The sequence below is a fragment of the Phycisphaerae bacterium genome (assembly GCA_017999985.1).
Lineage (GTDB): Bacteria > Planctomycetota > Phycisphaerae > UBA1845 > Fen-1342 > JAGNKU01.
Genome location: JAGNKU010000014.1, coordinates 33,916 through 56,348, shown reverse-complemented (window position 1 = coordinate 56,348; position 22,433 = coordinate 33,916). Strand labels below are relative to the sequence as shown.

General features: G+C 66.5%; 15 protein-coding genes. 11 read left to right on the top strand and 4 right to left on the bottom strand.

The window, feature by feature from the left end; all coding sequences use genetic code 11:
• Nucleotides 1-33: 33 nt before the first annotated feature.
• Together KA383_16555 and KA383_16550 are read right to left on the bottom strand one after the other, a co-directional pair.
• A complete protein-coding gene (locus tag KA383_16555) occupies nt 34-372 on the bottom strand; it encodes an STAS domain-containing protein (GenBank protein ID MBP7747729.1) in 339 nt (112 codons plus the stop codon).
• A 90-nt stretch (nt 373-462) separates the two neighbouring features.
• Nucleotides 463-1,095, bottom strand: coding sequence for an HNH endonuclease (locus KA383_16550; GenBank protein ID MBP7747728.1), 633 nt, complete (start codon nt 1,093-1,095; stop codon nt 463-465).
• Between the two features lie 183 nt (nt 1,096-1,278).
• On the opposite strand from KA383_16550, the gene KA383_16545 reads away from it, so the two are divergent.
• The 5 genes from KA383_16545 (at nt 1,279) to KA383_16525 (ending at nt 7,563) form a co-directional block, all read left to right on the top strand.
• A complete protein-coding gene (locus KA383_16545; GenBank protein MBP7747727.1) occupies nt 1,279-3,876 on the top strand; it encodes a hypothetical protein in 2,598 nt (865 codons plus the stop codon).
• Between the two features lie 342 nt (nt 3,877-4,218).
• On the top strand, nt 4,219-5,019 hold the full coding sequence (locus tag KA383_16540) for a hypothetical protein (protein MBP7747726.1): 801 nt from the start codon (nt 4,219-4,221) through the stop codon (nt 5,017-5,019).
• 128 nt (nt 5,020-5,147) lie between these two features.
• The gene (locus tag KA383_16535) at nt 5,148-5,690 is read left to right on the top strand and encodes a hypothetical protein (protein MBP7747725.1); all 543 of its coding nucleotides are present in this window, start codon (nt 5,148-5,150) and stop codon (nt 5,688-5,690) included.
• A 64-nt stretch (nt 5,691-5,754) separates the two neighbouring features.
• A complete protein-coding gene (locus KA383_16530) occupies nt 5,755-6,765 on the top strand; it encodes a TIGR00266 family protein (GenBank protein ID MBP7747724.1) in 1,011 nt (336 codons plus the stop codon).
• Nucleotides 6,766-6,867: 102 nt separating this feature from the next.
• Nucleotides 6,868-7,563 (top strand): class I SAM-dependent methyltransferase, encoded by a 696-nt coding sequence (locus KA383_16525; protein ID MBP7747723.1) that lies wholly within the window; start codon nt 6,868-6,870, stop codon nt 7,561-7,563.
• A 6-nt stretch (nt 7,564-7,569) separates the two neighbouring features.
• Here the strand turns inward: KA383_16525 and KA383_16520 are convergent, their stop codons facing one another.
• Nucleotides 7,570-9,519: an ABC-F family ATP-binding cassette domain-containing protein gene (locus tag KA383_16520; protein ID MBP7747722.1), complete on the bottom strand. Its 1,950-nt coding sequence runs from the start codon at nt 9,517-9,519 to the stop codon at nt 7,570-7,572.
• Between the two features lie 221 nt (nt 9,520-9,740).
• Here KA383_16520 and KA383_16515 point away from each other — a divergent pair, with 221 nt between their 5' ends.
• The 3 genes from KA383_16515 (at nt 9,741) to KA383_16505 (ending at nt 16,939) form a co-directional block, all read left to right on the top strand.
• Nucleotides 9,741-13,367 (top strand): PD40 domain-containing protein, encoded by a 3,627-nt coding sequence (locus tag KA383_16515; protein ID MBP7747721.1) that lies wholly within the window; start codon nt 9,741-9,743, stop codon nt 13,365-13,367.
• 648 nt (nt 13,368-14,015) lie between these two features.
• The gene (locus tag KA383_16510) at nt 14,016-14,507 is read left to right on the top strand and encodes a hypothetical protein (protein MBP7747720.1); all 492 of its coding nucleotides are present in this window, start codon (nt 14,016-14,018) and stop codon (nt 14,505-14,507) included.
• 200 nt (nt 14,508-14,707) lie between these two features.
• Nucleotides 14,708-16,939 (top strand): hypothetical protein, encoded by a 2,232-nt coding sequence (locus KA383_16505; GenBank protein ID MBP7747719.1) that lies wholly within the window; start codon nt 14,708-14,710, stop codon nt 16,937-16,939.
• Nucleotides 16,940-17,005: 66 nt separating this feature from the next.
• Here the strand turns inward: KA383_16505 and KA383_16500 are convergent, their stop codons facing one another.
• Complete coding sequence (locus KA383_16500; protein MBP7747718.1) at nt 17,006-17,554, bottom strand: hypothetical protein; 549 nt, start codon at nt 17,552-17,554, stop codon at nt 17,006-17,008.
• A gap of 407 nt (nt 17,555-17,961) precedes the next feature.
• Between KA383_16500 and KA383_16495 the strand changes: the two genes are divergently transcribed.
• From KA383_16495 to KA383_16485, 3 genes are all read left to right on the top strand, one after another.
• Nucleotides 17,962-20,055, top strand: a complete 2,094-nt coding sequence (locus tag KA383_16495) for a family 16 glycosylhydrolase (protein ID MBP7747717.1) — start codon at nt 17,962-17,964, stop codon at nt 20,053-20,055.
• Between the two features lie 86 nt (nt 20,056-20,141).
• Nucleotides 20,142-20,804, top strand: coding sequence for a PEP-CTERM sorting domain-containing protein (locus KA383_16490; protein ID MBP7747716.1), 663 nt, complete (start codon nt 20,142-20,144; stop codon nt 20,802-20,804).
• A 123-nt stretch (nt 20,805-20,927) separates the two neighbouring features.
• On the top strand, nt 20,928-22,322 hold the full coding sequence (locus KA383_16485; GenBank protein MBP7747715.1) for a hypothetical protein: 1,395 nt from the start codon (nt 20,928-20,930) through the stop codon (nt 22,320-22,322).
• Nucleotides 22,323-22,433 lie beyond the last annotated feature (111 nt).

The window sequence follows — 22,433 nt, the reverse complement described above, 5'->3', positions numbered from 1 at the left end:
GGTCAGTCACTCTCAATGAGGCAGTCCCCCGGCTCAGTCCCCCATCTGCAGGCTGGCCAACCCGCTAGGCACGTCGTCCACGAACTCGAAGATGCGGTCGAGCCCGGTGACCAGGAACACGCCCCAGACTTGCGTGTTCACACCGGCCAGCTTCAGGCGGCGCTGGTTGGTGATCATCACCAGTTTCCGCAGCTTCAGCAGTTGGGCGATGTTGGACGAGTTCAGGTAGTTGACCGCGTTCAGATTGATGAGCACGTCCTGGCGCGGGTCGCGCGTGCACTGGTCGACGATCGCCGCCAGGTCATCCGTGAACTGCGGATCATCCCCCAACTCACCCAGCACGACGGTCTCGGACCACTGTTGGACGGACATGCCTGCAACCCCAATACGGGCTCCACGACACAGCTTCCCTGCCACTGGGCCGGTGACGATACGGCCCGTCCGCCCGGTCGTCAACCCGGGTTACTTCAGCTCCACGTTCCAGTAGGCAAAATCGAGGAATTGCTTCCAGCTCGCGTACTTCGAGTCCGAGAGCTTGATGGTCAGGACCGGCGAGCGCTTCGGCTTCACCGGGTGGTTGATGAGCGTCATGTGCGCCTGCTGTGGCGTGCGGCCGCCCTTCTTCACGTTGCAGTGGATGCAGGCACAGACAATGTTTTCCCACGAGTTGTCGCCGCCCTGCGACCGCGGAATGACGTGATCCAAACTCAACTCCGTGGTCGCATACCGCTTCCCGCAATACTGGCAGCGGTTCTGATCGCGCGCGAACAGGTTCCGGCGGTTGAGCTTGACGCCCACCGCCGGCAGCTTGTCGTAGCCGAGCAGGCGGATGATCTTTGGGACGGCGATCTGGAAGCGCACCGTCCGCACCCAGTCGTAGCGCTCCGGCTCGAACTGGCGCTTGGCCTGGCTGACCTCCACCCAGTCGTTGAAGTCGTACGCGAGATACTGGCCGTCATCGACCGAGACGACCTCCGCCAGTTCGCGATACAGCAGCGTCAGCGCGCGGCGCGCACTCACCACCCGCACGGCCATGTACAGCCGATTGAGCAGGAGCACGTTTGCCGACAGGGCCGACTCGGCGGCGATCATCATTCACCTCCCGCAACTACCCGTTGCGGTTCTCATTATACCGCGCGCCAATTGTAGGGGTTCTAGATCGGTGGAGCAAGTTTAATAATGCGTAAGTCCGCTTCCAGCGGCTCCACCGCCACCGCGCTCGGCCGCTTGCCACGCCGTGCTTGCCGCGCGGCGGGCCAGCGGCGATAACACACACCTATGACTTCTGACCCGGCTCCACCGCCGGCCGGCGTATCGCTGGGGCCCGCTGTCGGGACCGGCGGCGTTGCGCACTGGGTTATTGCGCTGCACGGCGCGATCCTGGTTGTCGCGGTCATCGTGACCGGCCTGTCGCACCTGGGCAATCCCTGGCAATGCGACGCCCACGTACAGCGCGTCCTGCGTGACCCGGACGTGAATCCCAACGCCGCTGGCCCAGGACGCGGGGGAACCACTCTCCCGGACCGCCTCGCCTCGATCTGCCGGCGCGTTCCCCGTGGTCTGTTCGCGCCCGTCGCACCGCTCACGTACGCCGTGGAGTGGGAATTCAGCCGCGGCGACCCCGTCAGCTTTCGCCGGACCGACTTGCTCTTGCACGCCGCGAATGCCCTGCTGCTCTGGTGGGTCCTGACGCTCCTGCTGCGGCGTGGCAGCAGCGCGGCCGTTGCCGCCACGCTGCTGACGTGGGGTTTGGCGCTGCTATGGGCCCTGCACCCCGCACTCGTCGGCACCTGGGCCGGCGATCTCGAGCGGGCGGGGCTGCTCTCCGGCGGCTTCGCACTGCTTGCGCTCGGCCTGCACGTTCGCGCGCTTGAGCTAAGGCGTTCGCTCTATTTCGCGGTGTCGACCGCAGCGCTCCTGCTCGCGATGCTCTCGAAACCCATCGTCGGCTGGATTCTGCTCGCGATCGTGCTGGAGCTGACCACGCACGGATGGCGCCGCGCATTGGTCACACCGCGCTTGTACATCATCACCGCCCTGTGTGTCGCCTTCGCGAAGCTAAGCACGTGGGGCAGCGTCGAGGGCGACGCGGCCGGCCTTGGCGCAGCCGCCTTTTCGCGTGGCGCGGTAGCGATCTGGGCGTACTTCCGGATGGGCTGCCTGCCCATCGACCAGCCGTTTGCCGTGCTGCCCGATCCGGGTGTCACCTGGAACGACCCGCGTGTCTGGGGCGGATTGCTGCTGCTGCTCGCCAGTGCCGTGCACACGACTCTGGCCTGGCGCAGACCGCCGCTGCGGCCTGTGTTGCTCGGCTGGGCATGGGTCTGGGCCACGTTGCTGCCAGCGGTCGGGCTGTCGGCCTGGCACGGCAGCGCGCCCGCTGACCGTGACCTGTACCTGCCGCTCATGGGGGGCGCGCTGGTCCTCGGGGCGGTACTGCTGTCTTGGCTCGCATCACTGACACCCCGCGGCCTGCTGCGCGCGTCGCCCGTGACGCATCTCATCGTCGTCGGGCTGGCGGGCCTGTTCGTCTTCCTGGACATTCCTCGGTGTGCAACGGCACGCAGCAGCGTCCGGCGTGCGCGGCACCTGGCGGATACGCACCCGAACGACCCGCGGGCCCTCGAAGCGCTGGCCGCCACATACGAAGCCGCACAAAGTCACCCCCTGCCCGCGGATGAGCTGGCACGTATTCCGCAGGGTCAAAGCCAAGCCGCGCACTTCCGAGCCCTGACACGCGAGACGTTGGCCGCGTTGGCCGATTCAGAGCACCTCGCCGCGCAGTTCAGCGACGACCGCGCCCGAGCCGCTCTCCACGGCCGACTTGCCGAGGCGTTCCTCCGGGCCGGGGCTGCCGCCCAGGGATTGGCGCAGGCCGAACTGGCCAGGCAACTGGCGCCGGACACGTTCGACACGTGGCGACACCTTGCCCATGCATACCAGGCGCTGGACCAGTACACGGACGCCGAAGACGCCTATCGGCGGTGCGAAGCACACCTGCCGGACGATCCAGTCCTGCGCAGCGCGCACTTCACCGATTACGGCGCGCTGTTGCTGTTCACGCTCGAGCGCGACTCGGAGGCCTGCGCGAAATTTGCCCGCGCCTTCGAGGCCGGCAATCCACCACCGCTGGCCAAGATGGGCATGGCCCTGTGCCAGATCCGCTACGGCGAGGGGGCAGTCGGATACCAGCTCATCAGCGAAGTCCTTCACGCAGATCCCACGAACGCCCAAGCCGGCCTGATCCTGGCCGAATATCACCTGCGCAGCCATCACTGGGACCAGGCCACCAAGGTCTATGACGCCCTGATTCGCGACGACCCAACTAATTACACGGCGCTCCGCGGCTATCACGAAGTCTGTCTGCAGTCCGGTCGCCCGCAGGACGCCGTGCCGGCGTGGAGCGACGCCCTCGAGCGCGCCCCCGACCGCCGCGAGTTCCGGTCCTATTTCGTCTGGGCGCTGGCATTGGCCGGCGACGCGATGACTGCAGAAGCCGCGCGCGACCTGCTGTCAGCAGACCCGCAGAACCCGCTGGCCTGCCTCGCCTCCATGCTGGTCAGCCTTCGTGATGGGGATATGACAACCGCGGTGGAGTGGGTCAAGCGTTCGGCCGCCGGCGAGCCCGTGCCCAAGGCACGCGAGTTCGACCGCGCGCTCGCGGCGTTGCGCTTGTTGCACTCCCGCAGGCAGTTGCCGAATGAACTCCCGCTCGTCGAGGCGGCGTTGCTGCTTTACGGCGGTTACGGAGCGGCGGCGCGGGCTGACGCGCGACTGCGACTGGATGAGTTTCTGGCAGCGTTCCCGGAATCCCGCTGGAGCGGTCTCGCCCGGGAGCTGCGCACCGAGCTATCGGACGTGCCGACGCGTCCGTGAGGCGAGAAAGTGTTGAGTTTTCCGAGATTTGCGCGCCAAGACGGTTGAAAGTCACACAGCCGGCGATATACTAATGATGCGGAGGAACCGCCAGACTAGACGGGAAACCGTCAAGGCGACACAAGTTCCTTCCGGTTAACAACTTGCTTCCACTCGCTGCGGCACCCTTAGACCGCGCCAATACCCACAGGGTGCCGCACGCCTTATATTTGGACTTCGCCGATTCTCCCCCACCCGCGTGTCACCCCATCACTCGCGCTGCCACGACACGACCGCGCTGGAGTCCGGAGCGACCGGCCATCGCGCCGGCACGATTCACGGTCGCCGTTATAATCGCCCACCGTGACCACTCCCCCGCGGACAATGCGCAAACCCCGGCTGCGTCACCCTTGGCTGTACGCGCTGCCCACCGGCCAGCTTCCGCCCACCGCCCGCTGTGCCGGTCAGGACTACACGCTCGTGGAAACGTTCAAGCACGACTTCTTCGCCGCCACGGGCCTCTATCGCGGACCGCACGGCCTCGCCGTGCTGAAGATGAATCGCGTGACCGACTGCTTCGGGCTGTCCCTGCTTTGGGCGGGCAGATTCCTCGCCCGGCGGGAAATTCAACTGTATCGCGCCACCGCGGATCTGGCTGGCGTGCCCGCCCTGGTCGGCCCCGTGGGCGAAACGGGCTTCATGCACGCGTTTGTGCCCGGCCATCCACTTGGCCGCCGCGAAGCCGTGTCCGACACGTTCTTCGACGAGCTGTTCACGCTCGTGCGTACGCTGCACGCGCGGCACATCGCCTACGTGGACCTGAACAAGCGGCAGAACATCCTCGTCGGCGATGACGGCCGGCCGTACCTCATCGACTTCCAGATTTCACTGTATCTGCCGCCGGTGGGCTGGCGGCGCTGCCGTCCGGTCCGCTGGCTGCTGGCACGATTTCAGCATGGCGACTATTACCACTGCGTGAAACACAAGCGCCGTCTCAGGCCCGACCTGCTGACGCCGGGCGAACGCCAGGCTGTCGAGCGTCTGAGCATCTGGATCCGCCTGCACCGCGCGCTGGCCCGTCCGTTGACCCAGTTGCGGCGCCGGGCACTCCGGCAGTTGCAGGATGAGGCGGACACGTCGGTGGCCGGCTCGTCGGCCAAGTGACGGGCGGCGGGCCTTGGCGGACTGGCTTGCGGCGGCGCGCCGGGGTACACTGCGCGGGCCTCGTGGCCAGCATTGTTTGGCGCGGCCGAACACAAGGGAAACACAGGCACGGAAGCGAGGATATGGGCATGAGAACACTACTAATCGTCGCCTTGTCGGCTGGGTTGCTCGTGGCGGGTACGGGTTGTGCATCAAATCCCATCGTTGGTCAGGCCAGCCAGCGCAGCGAGCAGTATTTCGGGGACGTGGGCATTACGGGCCACGGCAACAGCCTCACCATCCTGCCCGGGTCGCGGATCCTGAAGCTGTCGATCATCGGCAATGACAACACGATCACCGTCGAAGACAACGTGACGATCTACCGCATCGAGTTCTGGGGCAAGAACAACACGATCAGCATCCCCGATTACCTCTCGATCCGCACGAACGACGTGGGCAGCAACCAGATCATCCGCCGCGCACGGTCGGTCCGCGAGCCAACGTACTACACCGAGCCGACCCCCACCTACACGTCGCCGCGCACGACGTACATCTCGCCGTCTCCGGCACCCTCAACCCTGACGCACATGGAACCCGCCACGCCGCCGCCGGCTGAGTTCAAGCCGTTGCCGCCGGAGGCCGACATGGTGGAGCTGGAGCCAATGTCCGACGCGCCTGAGGAGCCTCGCTAATCTCCCTGGACCCGGTGCCGCGCAACATGATTGGGCCACTCCCGCCGCCGGGACGGCACCTGAGATGACCGATATGTCCCAGGCTGAATGGTTCTACGCGGAAAACGGGCAGGCCGTTGGGCCGCTCACCCAGGAGGTCCTGCTCAGCCGGCTGCCCAGCCTGCAGGGCGGTGACACGCTCGTCTACGGCCCCGGACTCAGCTCGTGGACCGCCGCCCGGCACATCGCGGGCCTGCGCGGCCCGGCACCGGACATCACCGCCGTTCGGCCCCCCGTCCCCACCGGCCGCCGCAGCGACGTAATCGACTACAAGATCACCGGCGACGACATGCAGTTCGTGGAGGTGGAGCTGGACCCCGGTGAGACGGTCATCGCCGACGCGGGCGCCATGATGTACATGACGTCCGCCATCCGGATGGAGACCGTGTTCGGCGACCCCAGCGCCCAGGACCAGGGCCTGCTCGGCAAGGTCTTCGCCGCCGGCAAACGCGTCCTGACGGGCGAATCACTGTTCATGACCACGTTCAAGAACGGCGGCTCGAACAAGCAGCAGGTGGCGTTCGCGGCCCCCTACCCCGGGAAGATCGTCCCGATGGATCTCGGGCAACTCGGCGGCGAACTGCTCTGCCAGAAGAACTCGTTCCTCTGCGCCGCCCGTGGTGTCAGCATCGGCGTCGCCTTCACCAAGCGCCTCGGCGCCGGGCTCTTCGGCGGTGAAGGCTTCATCCTCCAGCGCCTGACCGGCGACGGGCTGGCCTTCGTCCACGCCGGCGGCACCCTGCACCAGCGCCGCCTGCAGCCTGGCGAGACCCTGCGCGTCGACACCGGCTGCATCGTCGCGTTTCAGCCGTCCGTGACTTACGACATCAAGTTCGTCGGCGGCCTGAAGAACACGCTCTTCGGCGGCGAGGGCCTGTTCTTCGCGACGCTCACCGGCCCCGGCGACATCTGGCTCCAATCGCTCCCGTTCGTGCGCCTCGCCGACCGCATCCACGCCACCGGCGGCGTGGCCGGTAAGCAGACCGGCGAAGGCAGCATTCTCGGCGGGTTGGGCAAGATCCTCGACGGCAATTAGGCTGCGGTCCGTCGTCTTGCAGCGAGGGGCAAGATACTCGAACATCTCCCCCTGGTGAGCCTGCAGGCCGGCGACGTGCGCCCCAGGAGTGGTACATCCGTCATGACCCGCACCCCATCGGCCGAGCCGCTGCATTCCGAACGCCACGCGACGATCCGCCGTGCGGCCCGCGCCCACTTCGACCGCTGGGCGCTGAGCTATGACCGGTCGTGGCTGAACGAGCTGGTCTTCTTCCCGGCGGTGCGGGCGTGCTACGAAGAAATCGCGCGCTGGCAGAGTACCCGTGCGTCAGGGCCCTATCGGCTGCTCGACGTCGGCTGTGGCACGGGCACGCTAATCACGCTCCTGTCTGAGCAGCCCAACGCGGCCCAGCTCATCGGCCTCGATTATTCGGCCGAGATGGTCCGCCACCTCGCGGACAAAGTCGGTGCCGTGCCGCACGCCGCCAAGCTGCACGCCGTCCAGGGCGACGCCGAGCGGCTGCCGTTCAACGACGAGACGTTCGACGTGCTGACCTGCTGTAATTCCTTCCACCACTACCCGCACCAGCCGGCGGTTATCCGCGAGTTCCGGCGCGTCCTGCGTCCGGGTGGCCTGCTGCTGCTGGTGGACGGCTTCCGGGATAACGTCGTGGGCTGGGTCGTCTTTGACGTGGCCGTGTCCCACGTGGAAACGAACGTGCATCACGCGAGCTGGAGCGAGACGCGCGACATGATCACCGCCGCCGGCTTCGCGACGCTCCGCCAGCGCAAAATGGGCGTGCTGGCGCCGCTGCTGGTGAACGTGGCCGTGCGGTGAGCCGAGCTACTTGTCCATCTTCTCAAGCCAAGCTTCCTCGGCTGCGGTGAGTTCTTCTCGCAGCATGTCATACTCTGCCCGCAACTGCGTGATCGCCGCCGGGTCGCGGTAGACCTGCGGATCGCCGAAACGCTCCTGCAGCTTCGCCAGGCGCTGCTCGCGCTCGGTGATGAGCGCCTCCAGCTCTTCCACCCTCAGCTTCGCGTACGGCGAGCGCACCTCCGTGCCGTCCGCATTCCGGCGCTTACCACGCCCGCGGGCCCGTTCCGCCTTCTCCCGTGCCACCGCACGCTCGGCCTCGCGCGCCGCCTCCTCCGCTGCCCGCGCCGACTCGATTTGCGCGATATAGTACGAGTAATTGCCGCTGTAGAGCTTCACCTCCTCCAGCCGCATCACGAGCAGCCGCTCGGCGATCCGGTCCAGGAAGTAGCGGTCGTGGCTCACGGTGATGATCGTCCCGGGGAACTCCAGCAGTGCCGCCTCCAGCGCCTCGCGCGACGGAATGTCCAGGTGGTTCGTCGGCTCGTCGAGAATCAGCACTTCGGGCGCCGCGAGCATCAGCTTCATGAACCGCACGCGCGACTGCTCCCCGCCTGAAAGCTGCCGCACCTTCTTGAACGGGTCCTCGTCCGTGAACAAAAACCGCCCAGCGTAGTGCCGCGCGTCGCGTTCCAGGAAATCCGGCCGCACCGCACAGATCTCGTCCACGATCGTCTTGTCCGGGTCAAGTTCCTCCGAGTCCTGCGCGAAATAGCCAATCCGCTCCGCCGGCGCAACGTACACGCTGCCCGCGTCGGGCGCCACCTGGCCCAGAATGATCCGCAGCAGCGTCGTCTTGCCCGTCCCGTTCGGCCCCGTGATGCCCAGCCGCTGCCCCGTGTACACCGTCAGGTCGAGGTCGGCAAACAGCAGCTTGTCGCCGTACTGCTTGCGCAGGCCCTCCAGGCGGATGAGCTCCTTGACGCGCTTCGTCGCCCCTCCCTTGGCTGGCTTCGCACCCGAGAACTCCAGCTTCACCAACTGCTGCTCATCCGGGCGCTCGAGCGTGAACTCGCCGGCCTTGATCCGGCGTTCCAACCGCGTCCGGCGTCCCTGGGCCTCCTTCGTGCGCTGTCCGGCGAGATGCCGCGCGATGAACTCCTGCTCCTTGGCGATGAACTCGCGGTCTTTCTCGTACTCGCGCTGCTGCGTCAGCCGCCGGACCTCGCGGGCCTGCACGAAATTCGTGTAGTTGCCTGGATACGAACGCACGCCGCGCCCGACGCACTCGATCGTCCGCTCCGCCAGCCGGTCCAGCAGGTACCGGTCGTGCGAGACGATCACCGCCCCGCCGTGATGCCCGGCCAGGAACTTCTCCAGCCACCGCACGGCGTCGATGTCCAGGTGATTGGTCGGCTCGTCGAGCAAAAGGAACTGCCGCTCCTGCAACAGTAGCTTCGCCAGCGCCGCTCGGCACTTCTGCCCGCCGGACAGCGCCGTGACCGGCAGGTCGTAATCCGCGACGGTGAAGCCCAGCCCGCCCAGCACCTCGTTGAGCCGTGTCTCGAAGGTGTACCCGCCGGCCGCCTCGAACCGTGCCCGCAGGCGGTCATACTGGGCCATCAGGTCGTGCAGGTGCGGGGCGTCGTGCTCGGCGGCGATCTGCTCGGACAGGCGCTGCAGCTTGCGTTCCAGCTCGACCAGGTCCGCAAAGGCTTCGGCCACCGCGTCCCGCAGCGTCGCCCCCGCCGCGATGTCCGGCTCCTGCGGCAGATAGCCCACCTCCAGCCCCTTGGAGACCGTAACCGTCCCGCTGTCCGGCGGAAACTGGCCGGCGATCAGCCGGAAGAGCGTGGTCTTGCCGACCCCGTTGGCGCCCACCAGCGCCGCGATCTGGTTGGAGTGCAGGTCCAGTGTCACGTCTTCGAGGACGACCCGCGCCCCGAATTGCTTGGCGACGTTCTGTAGCCGGATCACGCCCATCGGGTCAGTTTAGCATGCCGGCGGCCCGATCCCCAAGCGTCCGACGGGGGCGCTGGCAGCCGCGTGCGAACGTCGGAACTTGTCAGGGCGATTGACGCCCGCGCGTGGTTGACGCAGTCTATTATCATCGGCCGACGCCTCGGGAGGCTCGGCTGCCTTTATGCCGGTGACCCCGCATGCGCTGCAGCACCCCCGACACCATGAGAGGACTCCCCATGCCACGTACGTCGCGCGTGTTTCTGATTTCGTTCACGGCTGTCCTGTTGACGACGCTTGCCACGTCGCCCGCGGCCCGGGCCGATCGACGCCCCCACGCGGGGATGATGCGCTACCCCGACGTCAGCGTCACTCAAATCGTCTTCTCGTACCGAGGTGGTTTGTGGCTCGTACCGCGCGACGGCGGCCTGGCCACGCCGCTGACCAGCCCCGGCGTCGGCGCTGCGTTCCCGCGCTTCAGCCCGGATGGCAGAAGCGTGGCCTTTGCCGCGAACTACGGCGGCAACCAGGATTTGTATACCATTCCGCTCGAGGGCGGCGTGCCCGTGTGTGTCACCCATCACCCCACGGGCGAAATCCTCTGCGACTGGACCCCGGATGGCCAGCGCCTGTTGTTCTTCGCCTCCGGCTACGGCGGCCTGGCGCGCCAGCAAGACCTCCTGACCGTCGCGGTTACGGGAGGGATGCCTGAGAAGCTGCCGGTGCCCTACGGCGCGCTCGGCTCCATCAGCCCCGATGGCACCTGGCTCGCATACACGCCGCACACGGTCGATTTCTCGACGTGGAAGCGCTACATGGGTGGCATGGCAACCGACATCTGGCTTTTCAATCTCCGCGACCACACGTCGAAGAAGATCACCGACTGGGCGGGCACCGACAGCCAGCCCATGTGGCATGGCGAGAAGATCTACTATCTCTCCGATGACGGCCCCACGCACCGCATGAATATCTGGGTCTATGACACCAAGAGCGGCCAGCGCGCGGCGGTCACAGACTTCAAGGACTTCGACGTGAAGTGGCCCGCGATCGGCCCCGGCCCCACCGGCGATGGCGAGATCGTCTTCCAGAACGGCGCCAAGCTCTACCTGCTTGATCTCAAGACCGGCCGCAGCCGCAGCATCGATGTCATGGTCCCCGGCGACCTGCCGGCAATCCGGCCGCAGCACACGGACGTGCGGGGCTTCATCGCCAGCAGCGACATCTCCGCCACCGGCAAGCGCGCCGTCTTCGAGGCCCGCGGCGACATCTGGACCGTGCCGGCCGAGAAAGGCTCGCCGCGCAACCTCACGCGCACCAGCGGCGTCGCCGAGCGCTCGCCGAGCTGGAGCCCCGACGGTCGTTGGATTGTGTACTTCTCCGACGCCACCGGCGAGTACGAGCTCTACCTCCGGCAATCCGACGGCCAGGGTGAGGCGCGCCAACTGACGCATGATGGCAACGCCTATCGCATCTACACGACGTGGTCGCCGGATTCCAAGCACATACTGTTCACGGACAAGACTGGCGCGCTGTACCTGTACACGTTGCCGAGCGACATCGGAGCGGAGAAGAAGGACGCCGACGCGGACAAGGACGCCGGCACGCAGCCGACCACCGCGGCCGGCGAGGTGAAACTCATCGACACGGACCCCTGGGCCGCACAGCCACAAGCGAGCTGGTCGCACGACTCCAACTGGATCGCATATTCCCGCACTGGCGACATCACGCAGATGTCCATCTGGCTGTATCACGTGCCGACGGCCGAAAAGCACCAGGTGACCACCGGCATGTTCAATGACAGTTGGCCGGCGTTCGATCGCAAGGGCGACTATCTGTACTTCGCGAGCAACCGACGCTTCGAGAACCCGATCTACGAGGACATTGGTAACTCGTTCGTCTACACATCGACCGACACGCTGGTCGTCGTCCCGCTGCGCGCGGAGGTCGGCTCGCCCTGGGCGCCGAAGAGCGACGAAGAGACCTGGAAGGACGACGCCAAGGACAAAGAGAAGGACAAAGAGGAGAAGAAGGAAGGCGAGAGCAAGCCCAAGGAGCAGCCCAAGGACGACGCGGCTCCGAAAGCAGATGAGGAGCAGTCCGCCGAAAAACCCGCGGACCAGGCAGCGGCCGAGTCCAAGCCGGCGGATAAGGCGGACGAGAAGAAGGACGACAAAAAGGACGAAAAGAAGCCGCTCAAGATCGAGCTTGACGACTTCGAGCTGCGCGCCGTTCTGCTACCGGTCCCGCCGGGTGCATTCACTCACCTCGCGGTCAACTCCGATGGCAAGCTCCTGTACGTGCGCCAGGGCCGCCGCGGCCGCGACGGACCGCCGGCCATCAAGCTCTTCGACATCCACGACGAGAAAAAGGAGGAGAAGACGGTCCTCGACGGCTCTGGCGGCTTCAGCCTGTCCGCCGACGGCAAAAAGCTGCTGGTCGCCAAGGACGGCACGTTCGCCATCGTCGACGCGGCAGCGGACCAGAAGTTCGAAAAGACGCTGCCGCTCGACGGCCTGAGCGCGCTCATCGACCCGCGCGCCGAGTGGCGGCAGCTCTTCATCGAGGCCTGGCGCCTGCAACGCGATTTCTTCTATGACCCCAACATGCACGGCGTGAACTGGCCGGCGATGCGCGACCACTACATCAAGATGATCGACGACTGCGTGTCGCGCGCCGACGTGACCTATGTCATCCGCGAGCTCATCGCCGAGCTGAACGTCGGCCACGCCTATTACTGGGGCGGCGGCCCCGACGACACGCGCGAAGTGCCCGTCGGTCTCCTCGGCTGCGACTTCGAGCTGCAGGGCGGCGCCTACCGGATCCAGAAGATCATCCACGGCGGCGTGTTCGACCTCGACGCCCGCGGCCCGCTCAGCCAGCCGGGCATCAACGTGCGCGAGGGCGACTACCTGCTGGCGCTCAACGGCGTGCCCATCGACGTGACGCAGGACCCCTGGGCCGCGTTCCAGGCCCTGCCGCCCGGCCGCACCGTGACGCTCACCGTCAGCGACAAGCCCGTCCTCGAGCTCAAGCCCGCCACCGCGCCTGCCACCGGCGAGAAGAAGGAAGGCGACGAAAAAGACAAAGACAAGGACGAGAAATCCGAGGAAACCGGCCCGACCTACACCGGCCAGCGCGACGTGCTCGTCACGCTCATCGACAGCGGCCGCGACATGGAGCTGCGCTACCGTGCCTGGGTCGAAAAGAACCGGGCCTACGTGGCGCAGCAGTCAAACAACCAGATCGGCTACATCCATGTGCCCGACACCGGCATCGACGGCCAGAACGAGCTGTTCCGCCAGTTCTACGGCCAGCGCGGCAAGGCTGCCCTGATTATCGACGAACGCTGGAACGGCGGCGGCCAACTCCCTCACCGCTTCATCGAGCTGCTCAACCGCCCGATGACGAATTACTGGGCACGCCGTGACGGCCGCGACTGGCCCAGCCCCGACGACGCCCACCCCGGCCCGAAGTGCATGCTCATTAACGGCTTGGCCGGCTCCGGCGGCGACGCGTTCCCGTTCTATTTCCGTCAGGCCCGGCTCGGAAAGCTGATCGGCATGCGCACGTGGGGCGGTCTCGTCGGCATCAGCGGCAACCCGAGCCTCATCGACGGCGCCGTCGTCACCGTCCCCACCTTCGCCTTCTTCAAGCTAAACGGCACGTGGGGCGTCGAAGGCCACGGCGTGGACCCGGATGTCGAGGTAATTGACGACCCGGCCTTGATGGTGGACGGCGGCGACCCGCAACTGGACCAGGCGATCGAGCTGATGAAGACCGAGATTGCCCGGAACCCGTACGTACCGCCGAAGCGTCCGCCTTACCCGGACCGCAGCGGTATGGGTGTGCCGGAGAAGGACCGGTAGGCAGTCAGGGGCGAGCCGAGGCCCGATAACTCGAACGGCGACCGTGGCATCCACTGGGATTTCGTATCTGGTTGCCCCGACGGCGCAGAGGTCGATATACTCTATAGCAATGGTGCCGAAGCTGATTGCTCTCGTTTGCCTCCTCACGCACACGCTGACGCCGTGCTGTCTGGCGGCATGCCGCATGCGTCCTGAGGCTGCGCGCGCCGGCCGGACGCCGGTCTGCGCTCCGGCCCGTGGCCCGTCGAAGGGCTGTTGTGCTGTGAAATCGGCCTGCGCGTCGCGCTGCGGACGGCAGGCACCGGCGCAGCCCGCACCGAGCCGCCACTGCGCGGAGTGCAAGTGCCGTCCGATCAAGGAGCCTCTTGGTCCGCCAGCATCGCCTACGCCGGAGCGCTCTCTGACCGCGAGTGTCACCCCCGCACCGGACATCATTCGCGACGTCGCGCCCGCGCCCACGTGCGGGACCCTCGCGGTGCGGTCCGGGCACGATCCGCCGGGGTTGCCCGACTCACACAATGCACGCCTGGCTCAGACGGCCGTCTGGTTGAAATGATGCGCTGACTCTCCGTGGCGTCACTGCGCGCAGCGCGCGCGGTGGGTTCTTCGAGTACCGATGCGCTTCATACGAATTCGAAGGAGAGTCTCATGAACAAGAACGTTGTATTGGTAATGGTCGCGGTTGGCTGCGTGGCCACCGCGCTGGCGCTTGGGCCGCAGTGGCTCGGGTCCAGCCCCATCAACCAGCCGACACCGGTGGCCGTGCAGGACGCGGCGCCGACCGTCGACAAGTGTATCTGCGGCGATCGCAGTGCCGATGGGCATGGCTGCATCTGCCGTGACATCAGCAAGTGCGCCCCGGGCTGCTCCGGCGCGGCCGCCAACGCCGCCAAGAGCAACGGATGCCCCTGTGGGTGCGGCGGGCAGTGCCAGGGCCAGTGCTGTGAGAACTGCAAGTGCCAGGGCAAATGCGACGGGCAGTGCCAAGGCAAATGCCAGGGCAAGTGCGGCGACCAGTGCCAGCAGCAGTGCGCCGGCAAGTGCGCCGAGAAGTGCCAGGGCCAGTGCCCGGCCAAGTGTGCCGAGAAGTGCCAAGGCCAGTGCCCCGGCAAGCAGGCGGGCTGCAAGCGCGCCGCCTGATGTCCGTTGAATGACGCTCCGCATACCGCGGAGATCGTCGTGTGACTTCATGCGAGCCGGGTCCGCGTACGCGGGCCCGGCTCGCTGCGTTTCGCCGCCGCGTTGACAGGTGCTGCCACGCAGGGGTACACCACGCCGGCCGTCGTTCCACTTGGCGCTTTTCGCGCGCACCGCGCAGCCGGCATCTGGGAGAACCGCCGATGACGATCCGCATGGCCTTGCTCGCCGCCCTGCTCGGCAGCCTGCCGTCCCTGGCCCAACCACCCGACGCCCTCGATGAGACGCTCGCATTCGTGGGCCTGCGGCGTGATGATCTCGGCTGGACGCCGAAGGCGTGGTGGCCGCGCTGGCCAACCGCCGAGTACAAGCTGCGCGCGTTTGACGCCCTCTTCGCCGAACCGCTCGACAGCATCACCTACGCTCGCAGCCTCGCTGAGGCGGCGTGGACGAAGCTCGATCCAGCGGAGCTGAACAAGAGTGCGACGAACACCGGCAACCGCACGCTCGGCGGCAGCCTGTTCCAGGCCGTGCAGCGTCTGGGTATCGACCCCAAATTCGGCGGTTTCCGCGGCTACTCGGCCAATACGATCGCCCCCGAGGTCCCACTCGAAGAGGCCATTCTGAAGATCTACGAGCTCGAACGCCGCGACACGCGGGGCTTCACGTTCGGCATGGAGCTGCCCTACCCGCGCATCGCCGACCACCTGCGCGAAGCCGTCAAGACGGTGCCCGCGGAAGTGAGCCCGATCCTCGGCCAGCTTGTCCTGAACCTGATCGAAGCCCATCGCTGGGCCGAGCTGGCCTTCCGCAAAGTCGATCCCCACGACCGCCAAGTCGTCGCCACACGATTCAACATCGGCGAAGAAATGATCGACGCGGTCGACTATTGCCCAGAGTTCGACGACGTCGCCCGCACGTGGGACGAGGCATCCATGTGGTACGCCGCCCAGAAAGCCGTTGATGCGCTCGACCTCGCAAGCATTCGGCTCACGGCGCTACCACTCATGGAGTTGGGCGACTTTGCCTTCGACTGGGAAACGCCTTGGGGCTGGATTCGCTTGCGCGGCTGCTTGCCATCGCCCCACACCCGTCCAGTGGGATGGCTTCCTGCCGGGGGCTTCGAGATCGACGGCACCGACAGTCTGCTGATTGTCGACCTAGGTGGCAACTGCGAGTACGTCGGCGCCGTCGCTGCGACATCACCCACGCACTCCATCAGCGTCCTGCTCGATGTCATGGGTGACGACGAATATGGACCGATCGCCTCCTCGACGCGCCAGCGCTACTATCCGGATGCGCCGCGCCAGGGCGCCGGGCTCTGCGGCGTGGGTATCCTCATGGACGTGAGCGGCGATGACGTATACGCCGGCGGACGCTATGCGCAGGGGGTCGGGCAATTCGGAATGGGCTTGCTTGTGGACCTGAACGGCAACGATGTCTATCACGCAAAGTGTAGCGCCCAGGGCTGCGGCTACTTCGGCATCGGACTGCTCTTCGACACGTTCGGGCATGATCACTACAACATCGAGTGCGACGGCCAGGGCCTCGGTGGCGTCGCCGGCGTCGGCGTGCTAGCGGACCGCAGCGGCGACGACACGTACACCGCCGAGCGCAAGCACAGCGTCACCGGTCGCCCCTCGTACCACTCGCCCGGCCTCGACGTCGGCGTCTCCAACGTCCAAGGCTGCGGCATGGGCCGGCGCGGCGACGGCAGCGACGGCCACTCCTGGGCCGGCGGCCTCGGCGCCCTCCTCGACGGTGAAGGCAGCGACACCTACACCGCCGGCAACTGGTCCATGGGCACCGGCTACTGGTTCGGCATTGGCATCCTTCACGATCGCGCCGGCGACGACCAGTACCACGGCTGCGTCTACTCGCAGGGCACGGGTGCGCATTTCTGCATCGGCGTCTGCATCGACGAGGCCGGCAACGACCAGCACCTGGCGGAGGAGAACTCGCACAGCAGCCTCGCCTGGGCTCACGACTTCAGCATCGGCCTGCTGCTCGACATCGCCGGCGACGACCTCTATCACGTGGACGGCAGCGGGCTCTCGTACTCGATCAACCGCAGTATCTCCATGGTAATGGACCTCGCCGGCCGCGACCGCTACGAGGTGGACGTCGCCCGCCGCGAAAAGGAAAAAGCCGGTCTTCAACCCGGATTCGCGATGAACGCGGAAGGCTTCCGCGCCCGCGACGGCGTATCGACGTATTTCGCGGAAACAACCTCGCTGGCCCTCTTCCTCGATATCGGCGGCGACGACACGTACTGGGGCGATCTCAAGAACGATTCACAATGGCTCGATCCGCCCGATTCGCCGAACTGGGCCGACCGCAACTTCAGCGTCGGCGTGGACCGCGCGAGCGGCACGGTTGATTTCACCCCCGCGCCCGTGAAGCCGCCGACCGGTCCGCCACCGCAGCCCCGCTGATTTCATTGGCCTGCCACGATTACTGGCCCGCCACAGCCACAGTGCGACAGGGCCCCGCGTCCTCGCTTACCCCCCGAAGAACTGCACCCAGTAGATGTTGTACGCCCCACCCAGGCGCACCGCGACACCCAGGTGCGTGAAGTTCGCATCGAGCATGTTCGCGCGATGCCCGGGACTATCCATCCACGCTTCGACCACGCGCTGCGGCGTCGTCTGCCCCGCCGCGATGTTCTCGCCATACGTCGTCCCCGCGAACCCCGACGCGACAAAGCGATCGTCCGGCGTCGAACCTGTGACCGGGTTCTCGTGCGCGAAATACCCGTAGTGGATCATCGCGCAGCACGCCTCTTCCGCCTGGGCCGCAAGCGCAGCGCTCCACTCCAGCGCCGGCGCGCCCACCGCGGCGCGCTCGATGTTCACCAGCCGGAGAACTTCCGCCTCGCGCGCGTCGCCATCCGTCACGAGGTAGCAGTCCGCGAACGTGGTCTCGTTCGGGTCTTCCGCCACCACGTTGGGGTCGTCTGTCGTAGCGCCGGGCGTGCCCGTCGTGGGACAACCGCCCAAGAGCCACCCCGCCGCCACGCACAGCCCCGCTACCCATCGCCAGTGTCGCACAACGGTCCTCCGCGATGCCGCGCTGTCCGATAACTCCCGCCAGCGGCGGGCGGCGCTCAACCCAGCGCCGCCAGCCATTCTATCGGTCGTGCACCCAACTCGACCCTCGACGCGCCCGCAAAATGGTGAGTCCGCCGCGACGCGAAACGCGGAATGCGTTGACACACGCGAGCGAATATCGGTATGCTGGGCGCGATGAAACAGTTCATGCAACTGTTGCAGGCGCCGCGCCGCTCTGCCCGTGATTGTTCTGCGCCGCTGCACGCGCGGCGGTTCGCGCCGTCGCCCGCAGCCCAGGCCCCCAACGGAACGACGGCCGATTCGCAAAGACGACGAGCGGTTCGCGAAGCGAAGGGCTGCGTGGACCACCCGCGGCGCTGAGCCCGAGACGATGGAGGCGTGAAGCGATGCACCGCAACAAGACATGCTGCGTAGCGTTCGTTCTGCTGGCCGTGGCCACGGCTGTGCTGTGCCAGGCGCAGACGCCGGTCTGGTCCGACGAGTTCGACGGTACCGCGCTGGACCTGAACACCTGGACCTACGACGTCGGCGGCAGCGGTTTCGGCAACCAGGAGCTCCAGTTCTACACCGCCCGACCCGAGAACGTGTGGGTCGCGGACGGCCACCTCGTCATCCAGGGCCTGCGCGAGCCGTACGAAGGCAAGCAGTTCACGTCCGCGCGGCTCAAGACGCACGGCCGTTTCGCCTTCCGCTACGGCACGCTCGAGGCCCGCATCAAGATCCCCAACCTGCAGAACGGCCTGTGGCCCGCCTTCTGGCTGCTGGGGCAGAACATCGGGCAGCACACCTGGCCGGCGTGCGGCGAAATCGACATCCTCGAGATGGGTCATCATCAGGCCATCCTCGACGGCGTCGTGAACCGCCGCGTGTACGCCGCCGCCCATTGGGACTACAACGGCTCCTACGCCTCCTACGGCAACAACATCACGCCGCCCGTCGATCTCAACCTGGACTACCACACGTACAGGCTGAGCTGGACGCCGCAGATGCTTACCGCGTCGCTGGATGGTGTGCCGTACTGGGCAATGGACATCACTGCGATCGAGCCAAACTCGCTCGAAGAGTTTCATCGCCCGATGTTCATCCTGCTGAATCTCGCGGTCGGTGGCATCAACTTCGTCGAGATCCTCGACCCCGCGCAGATCACGGCCCCCTTCCCCGCGCCGTACAGCGTGGACTGGGTCCGGCTGTACGACAACGGCTACACCGAGCTCTATTACGGCGACGACACCGCGGAGTCGGGCAACTTCGGCGTCTTCACCGAGACAACGCCGGTGGAGAACGCGCTCCAGTACGACGTGGACTGCGACCTCTTTGCGTGGCACAACGTCACGATCGCCGCCGCGCCGCCGTACGAAGGCGACAGCGCCTGGCGCTTCCACGTCGCCCCCGGCGACTGGTTCGGCCTCGGCGTCTTCTGCCGCAACGACCGCAACATGCGCGACTACTCCGACGGCTACCTGCACCTGCACATGAAGACCACCGGCACGATGACGCTCGGCATCGGCATCAAGAGTTCGGCGGCTGGCGAAAGCTGGCTCAACCTCGTCAATGGCGGCGAGCAGTTCGGCCTGGTGCGCGACGGGCAGTGGCACGAGGTCCTGATTCCGCTCAACCGTTTCGGCAACATCGACTTCAACACGATCGGCCAGGCCTTCATGCTGCGCGGCATTGGCCAGCCCGGCGCGTTCGATATCGACGTCGACAACGTCTACTGGTCGCCTAGCGTCCCGCGGCCCACGCCCGAGTACGGCAACTATGGCATTTACACCGAGACCGCCGCCCACAAGACCGCGGGCGAGGCGGTGCTCGGCGTCGACGAGGATTTCTGGATCTGGGAAAACACGCTGCAGGCCATGACGCCGCACCCGTACGAGGGCACGACCTGCCTGTCACTGCAGAGCACGCCCGGGCTCAACTGGTTCGGGGCCGCGTTCATGCCGCGCATCAAGCACAACCTGACCGCGTTCCGCTATCCGCAGAGCCGCCTGCACTTCGCCCTGAAGACCACGTCCACCGTGACCTTCAAGATCGGCATGAAGAGCGGGAACGTCGAGCACATCGGGCAGAAGTGGATCACGTTCGCCAACGGGCAAGACCCCTACGGCTTCGTCCGCGACGGACAGTGGCACGTGGTCGAGATTCCCATGAGCGATTTCACCGGCGTGGACCTGCGGCAGGTCAGCCAGATCTTCGAGCTGCTCGGCACCAACGGCCCGATCTCGAACATCGAGATCGATGACGTGTGCCTGCTCAACGGCGGGGCCGCGGAGCAGACGCTGCTGGTCGGCGACCTGAACTGCGACGGCGTCATCAGCTTTGGCGACATCAATCCGTTCGTGCTGGCGCTCACCAACCCGACACTGTGGCAGGCCACGTACCCGGATTGCGACCTGGACGCCGGCGACATCAACACGAACGGCACGTTCGGCTTTGACGACATCAACCCGTTTGTGCTGCTGCTGAGCGGCGGCCGATGAAGGTGACCCATTGGCGGGCAAAGGCGCGGAACGGTTCTGTGCCACTCATCCCGCAAGACCATGGATATCCGGTCAGGAGGAGAGTCATGCGCAGCTTCGGTATCTTCACTTGTGTTGCGGCCCTGTTCGCGTTCGCGGTCGTTCCGGCGTCGGCGGCTCTGATCGTCGGCAATGGCGGTTTCGAGGTGGCCGGCCCCGGTGGCCCCACCGACTCGGACATGTGGAACGAAGGCGCGGGTGCCGGTTCGCTCTCGGAGCGTGACAGCACCAATCCCGAGTTCGGTGCGTGGGCCCATCATATCTATGCGGGCGGCCCGGCCTCGAGCGCGGCGATCACGCAGAACAGCATCGCCAACGTCGGGCTCGCGTCCCTGGCGCCCGGCTCCACGGTCAGCCTGTCCTTTGACGCGCTCTTCAACCCCGGTCCCGGCGGCGTCATGATCTACCGCATCGGGATTCTCAACGCCGTCGGCGGCTACGTGGCCGACTCCGGCTTCGCGACGATCGTCAGCGGGAGCGGCGGCGTGTACCAGAACTTCACGCGCGGGCCGCTGACCGTTCCCGCCTTCGGCGCGTATCCCAACGATGCGTACGCGGCGTTCGTGGAGATCGTCGTGAACTCCGCCGCGTTCGCCGGCTCGACCTCCGAGGCCTTCATCGACAACGTGCAGATCGAAGGCACGCTGGTACCGGAACCGGCTTCGCTGCTGCTGCTCGGCCTGGCGAGCCTATTCATTCGCCGGCGCTAGACGCGGCAGTAATGTAACTGATGACCGAGTGGGGTGGCCGCGCCGGTGGCCACCCCTTCTGTTTGCGCGCCGAGTTTGTCTCGGCCAGCCGTATAATGGCAGGTGTACGTTGGGAGCCACGCCATGCTCAAAGCGCTTGCGCGCCGCGCCCGCACAGCTTGGCGCACGGTCCTCGCCGCTGCGGCGTTGCTCCCGGCCCGCGCACCGGCCGACACGTTGCTCGCCAGCTATGAACAGGCGGACGTCGGTCATCTTGTGGTGACCTCACCCGACGCCGGGCTCACTCCCACCTGGCCGCTGTGCGGCACCACCGATCCCGCCGCGACCGCCGGCACCTGCCTGCTCAAGCTGCAGTGGGCCAATGAAGACGACAAGGTTGAAGTGCGGCACGACTGGTCTGATGGCCACACCTTTGATCTGCCGGGCATCGTCGCCGGCGTGGCCGAGATTCGCGCCGACGTCTACGTTGCGTCACCCGGCGCATTGCCACAAGTACTCGGCATCTGGGACGACGTCTTCGGCTGGTCCGAAGGCTGGCCGGCCCCGACCGCCCTGAACACGTGGACCACGATCTCGATGTACGTCGGCGACCTGCGCGATTCGAACAACGACGCCTACACCGATCTCGACCACATCTACGCCGTGCTGTTCGAAGATCTGCCGGCCAACCACGGCACGCTCTACATCGACAACCTCCGGCTGGCCCCGGCCCGCACGCTCGCGTTCGCCGGCCGCGCGTGGAGCGTGAAGCACGCCGCCCACGTCGGCCCCGGTTGGAACTACTTCTCGGCTGATCCTGAGATCGTCTGGGTCGCGCCCGAGGGATTGCACCTGCGCATCGCCCACCGTGATGGGCGCTGGCTATGCAGCGAGGTGGTCGGGCACGATTCCCCCGGCTACGGCTTGTATGTATTTACGATCGACACGTGCGTCGCGGAGCTCGACCCGCGGATCGTGCTGGGTCTGTTCACCTGGGACACGTACGCCGCTGCGGCGTTGCCCGGGCAGGACCAGGAAATCGACGTCGAGTTCAGTCGCTGGGGCGATCCCGCGAAGGTCAATGCGCAGTACGTCGTTCAGCCGTGGGACCAGCCGGGCAATCTCTATCGCTTCGAGGTGGACTGTGTCGGCCCCACCCAGCGCACCACGCACACGTTCGACTGGCAACCCGACCGCATCAGCTTCGCCAGCTACTACGGCGATTTCGCACTCGTCCCCGCAGAAGAAGACGTCATCCAGCGCTGGTGCTACACCGGCGGCGATATTCCGGTGCCGGACGGCGAGACCGTGCGGATGAACCTCTGGCTCAATAACCCCGCCGGCCCGCTCGACGGTCAGGACGCCGAAGTCGTGATCGCGGACTTCCACTACGCTCCCAGCGCTTACGCCGTACTGATCAACTGTCTGACCGGGCCGAGCGTGCCCGCCGCGCCCGACTGCGCCGCCGCGGACACGGAGGGCGACACGGACGTCGACGTGCACGACCTCGCCGCACTCCAGACGAACTTCCCGGGGTAATCGCCAACCCGCGGACTCCGCTGCCGCGCCCACCACGCGACGCGCCGTCGTTTGGCGCCGTCTCGGCGGGCAATTACCATGCAGGCTGTGGAAGAGCCGCGGGGTCTCGCA

Excerpts from the sequence above, each read along its gene's own strand:
- KA383_16545 (MBP7747727.1), top strand. The coding sequence starts at position 1,279 with ATGACTTCTGACCCGGCTCCACCGCCGGCCGGCGTATCGCTGGGGCCC.
- KA383_16555 (MBP7747729.1), bottom strand. The coding sequence starts at position 372 with ATGTCCGTCCAACAGTGGTCCGAGACCGTCGTGCTGGGTGAGTTGGGG.
- KA383_16525 (MBP7747723.1), top strand. The coding sequence starts at position 6,868 with ATGACCCGCACCCCATCGGCCGAGCCGCTGCATTCCGAACGCCACGCG.
- KA383_16505 (MBP7747719.1), top strand. The coding sequence starts at position 14,708 with ATGACGATCCGCATGGCCTTGCTCGCCGCCCTGCTCGGCAGCCTGCCG.
- KA383_16490 (MBP7747716.1), top strand. The coding sequence starts at position 20,142 with ATGCGCAGCTTCGGTATCTTCACTTGTGTTGCGGCCCTGTTCGCGTTC.
- KA383_16550 (MBP7747728.1), bottom strand. The coding sequence starts at position 1,095 with ATGATGATCGCCGCCGAGTCGGCCCTGTCGGCAAACGTGCTCCTGCTC.
- KA383_16495 (MBP7747717.1), top strand. The coding sequence starts at position 17,962 with ATGCACCGCAACAAGACATGCTGCGTAGCGTTCGTTCTGCTGGCCGTG.
- KA383_16515 (MBP7747721.1), top strand. The coding sequence starts at position 9,741 with ATGCCACGTACGTCGCGCGTGTTTCTGATTTCGTTCACGGCTGTCCTG.
- KA383_16530 (MBP7747724.1), top strand. The coding sequence starts at position 5,755 with ATGACCGATATGTCCCAGGCTGAATGGTTCTACGCGGAAAACGGGCAG.
- KA383_16510 (MBP7747720.1), top strand. The coding sequence starts at position 14,016 with ATGAACAAGAACGTTGTATTGGTAATGGTCGCGGTTGGCTGCGTGGCC.
- KA383_16485 (MBP7747715.1), top strand. The coding sequence starts at position 20,928 with ATGCTCAAAGCGCTTGCGCGCCGCGCCCGCACAGCTTGGCGCACGGTC.
- KA383_16535 (MBP7747725.1), top strand. The coding sequence starts at position 5,148 with ATGAGAACACTACTAATCGTCGCCTTGTCGGCTGGGTTGCTCGTGGCG.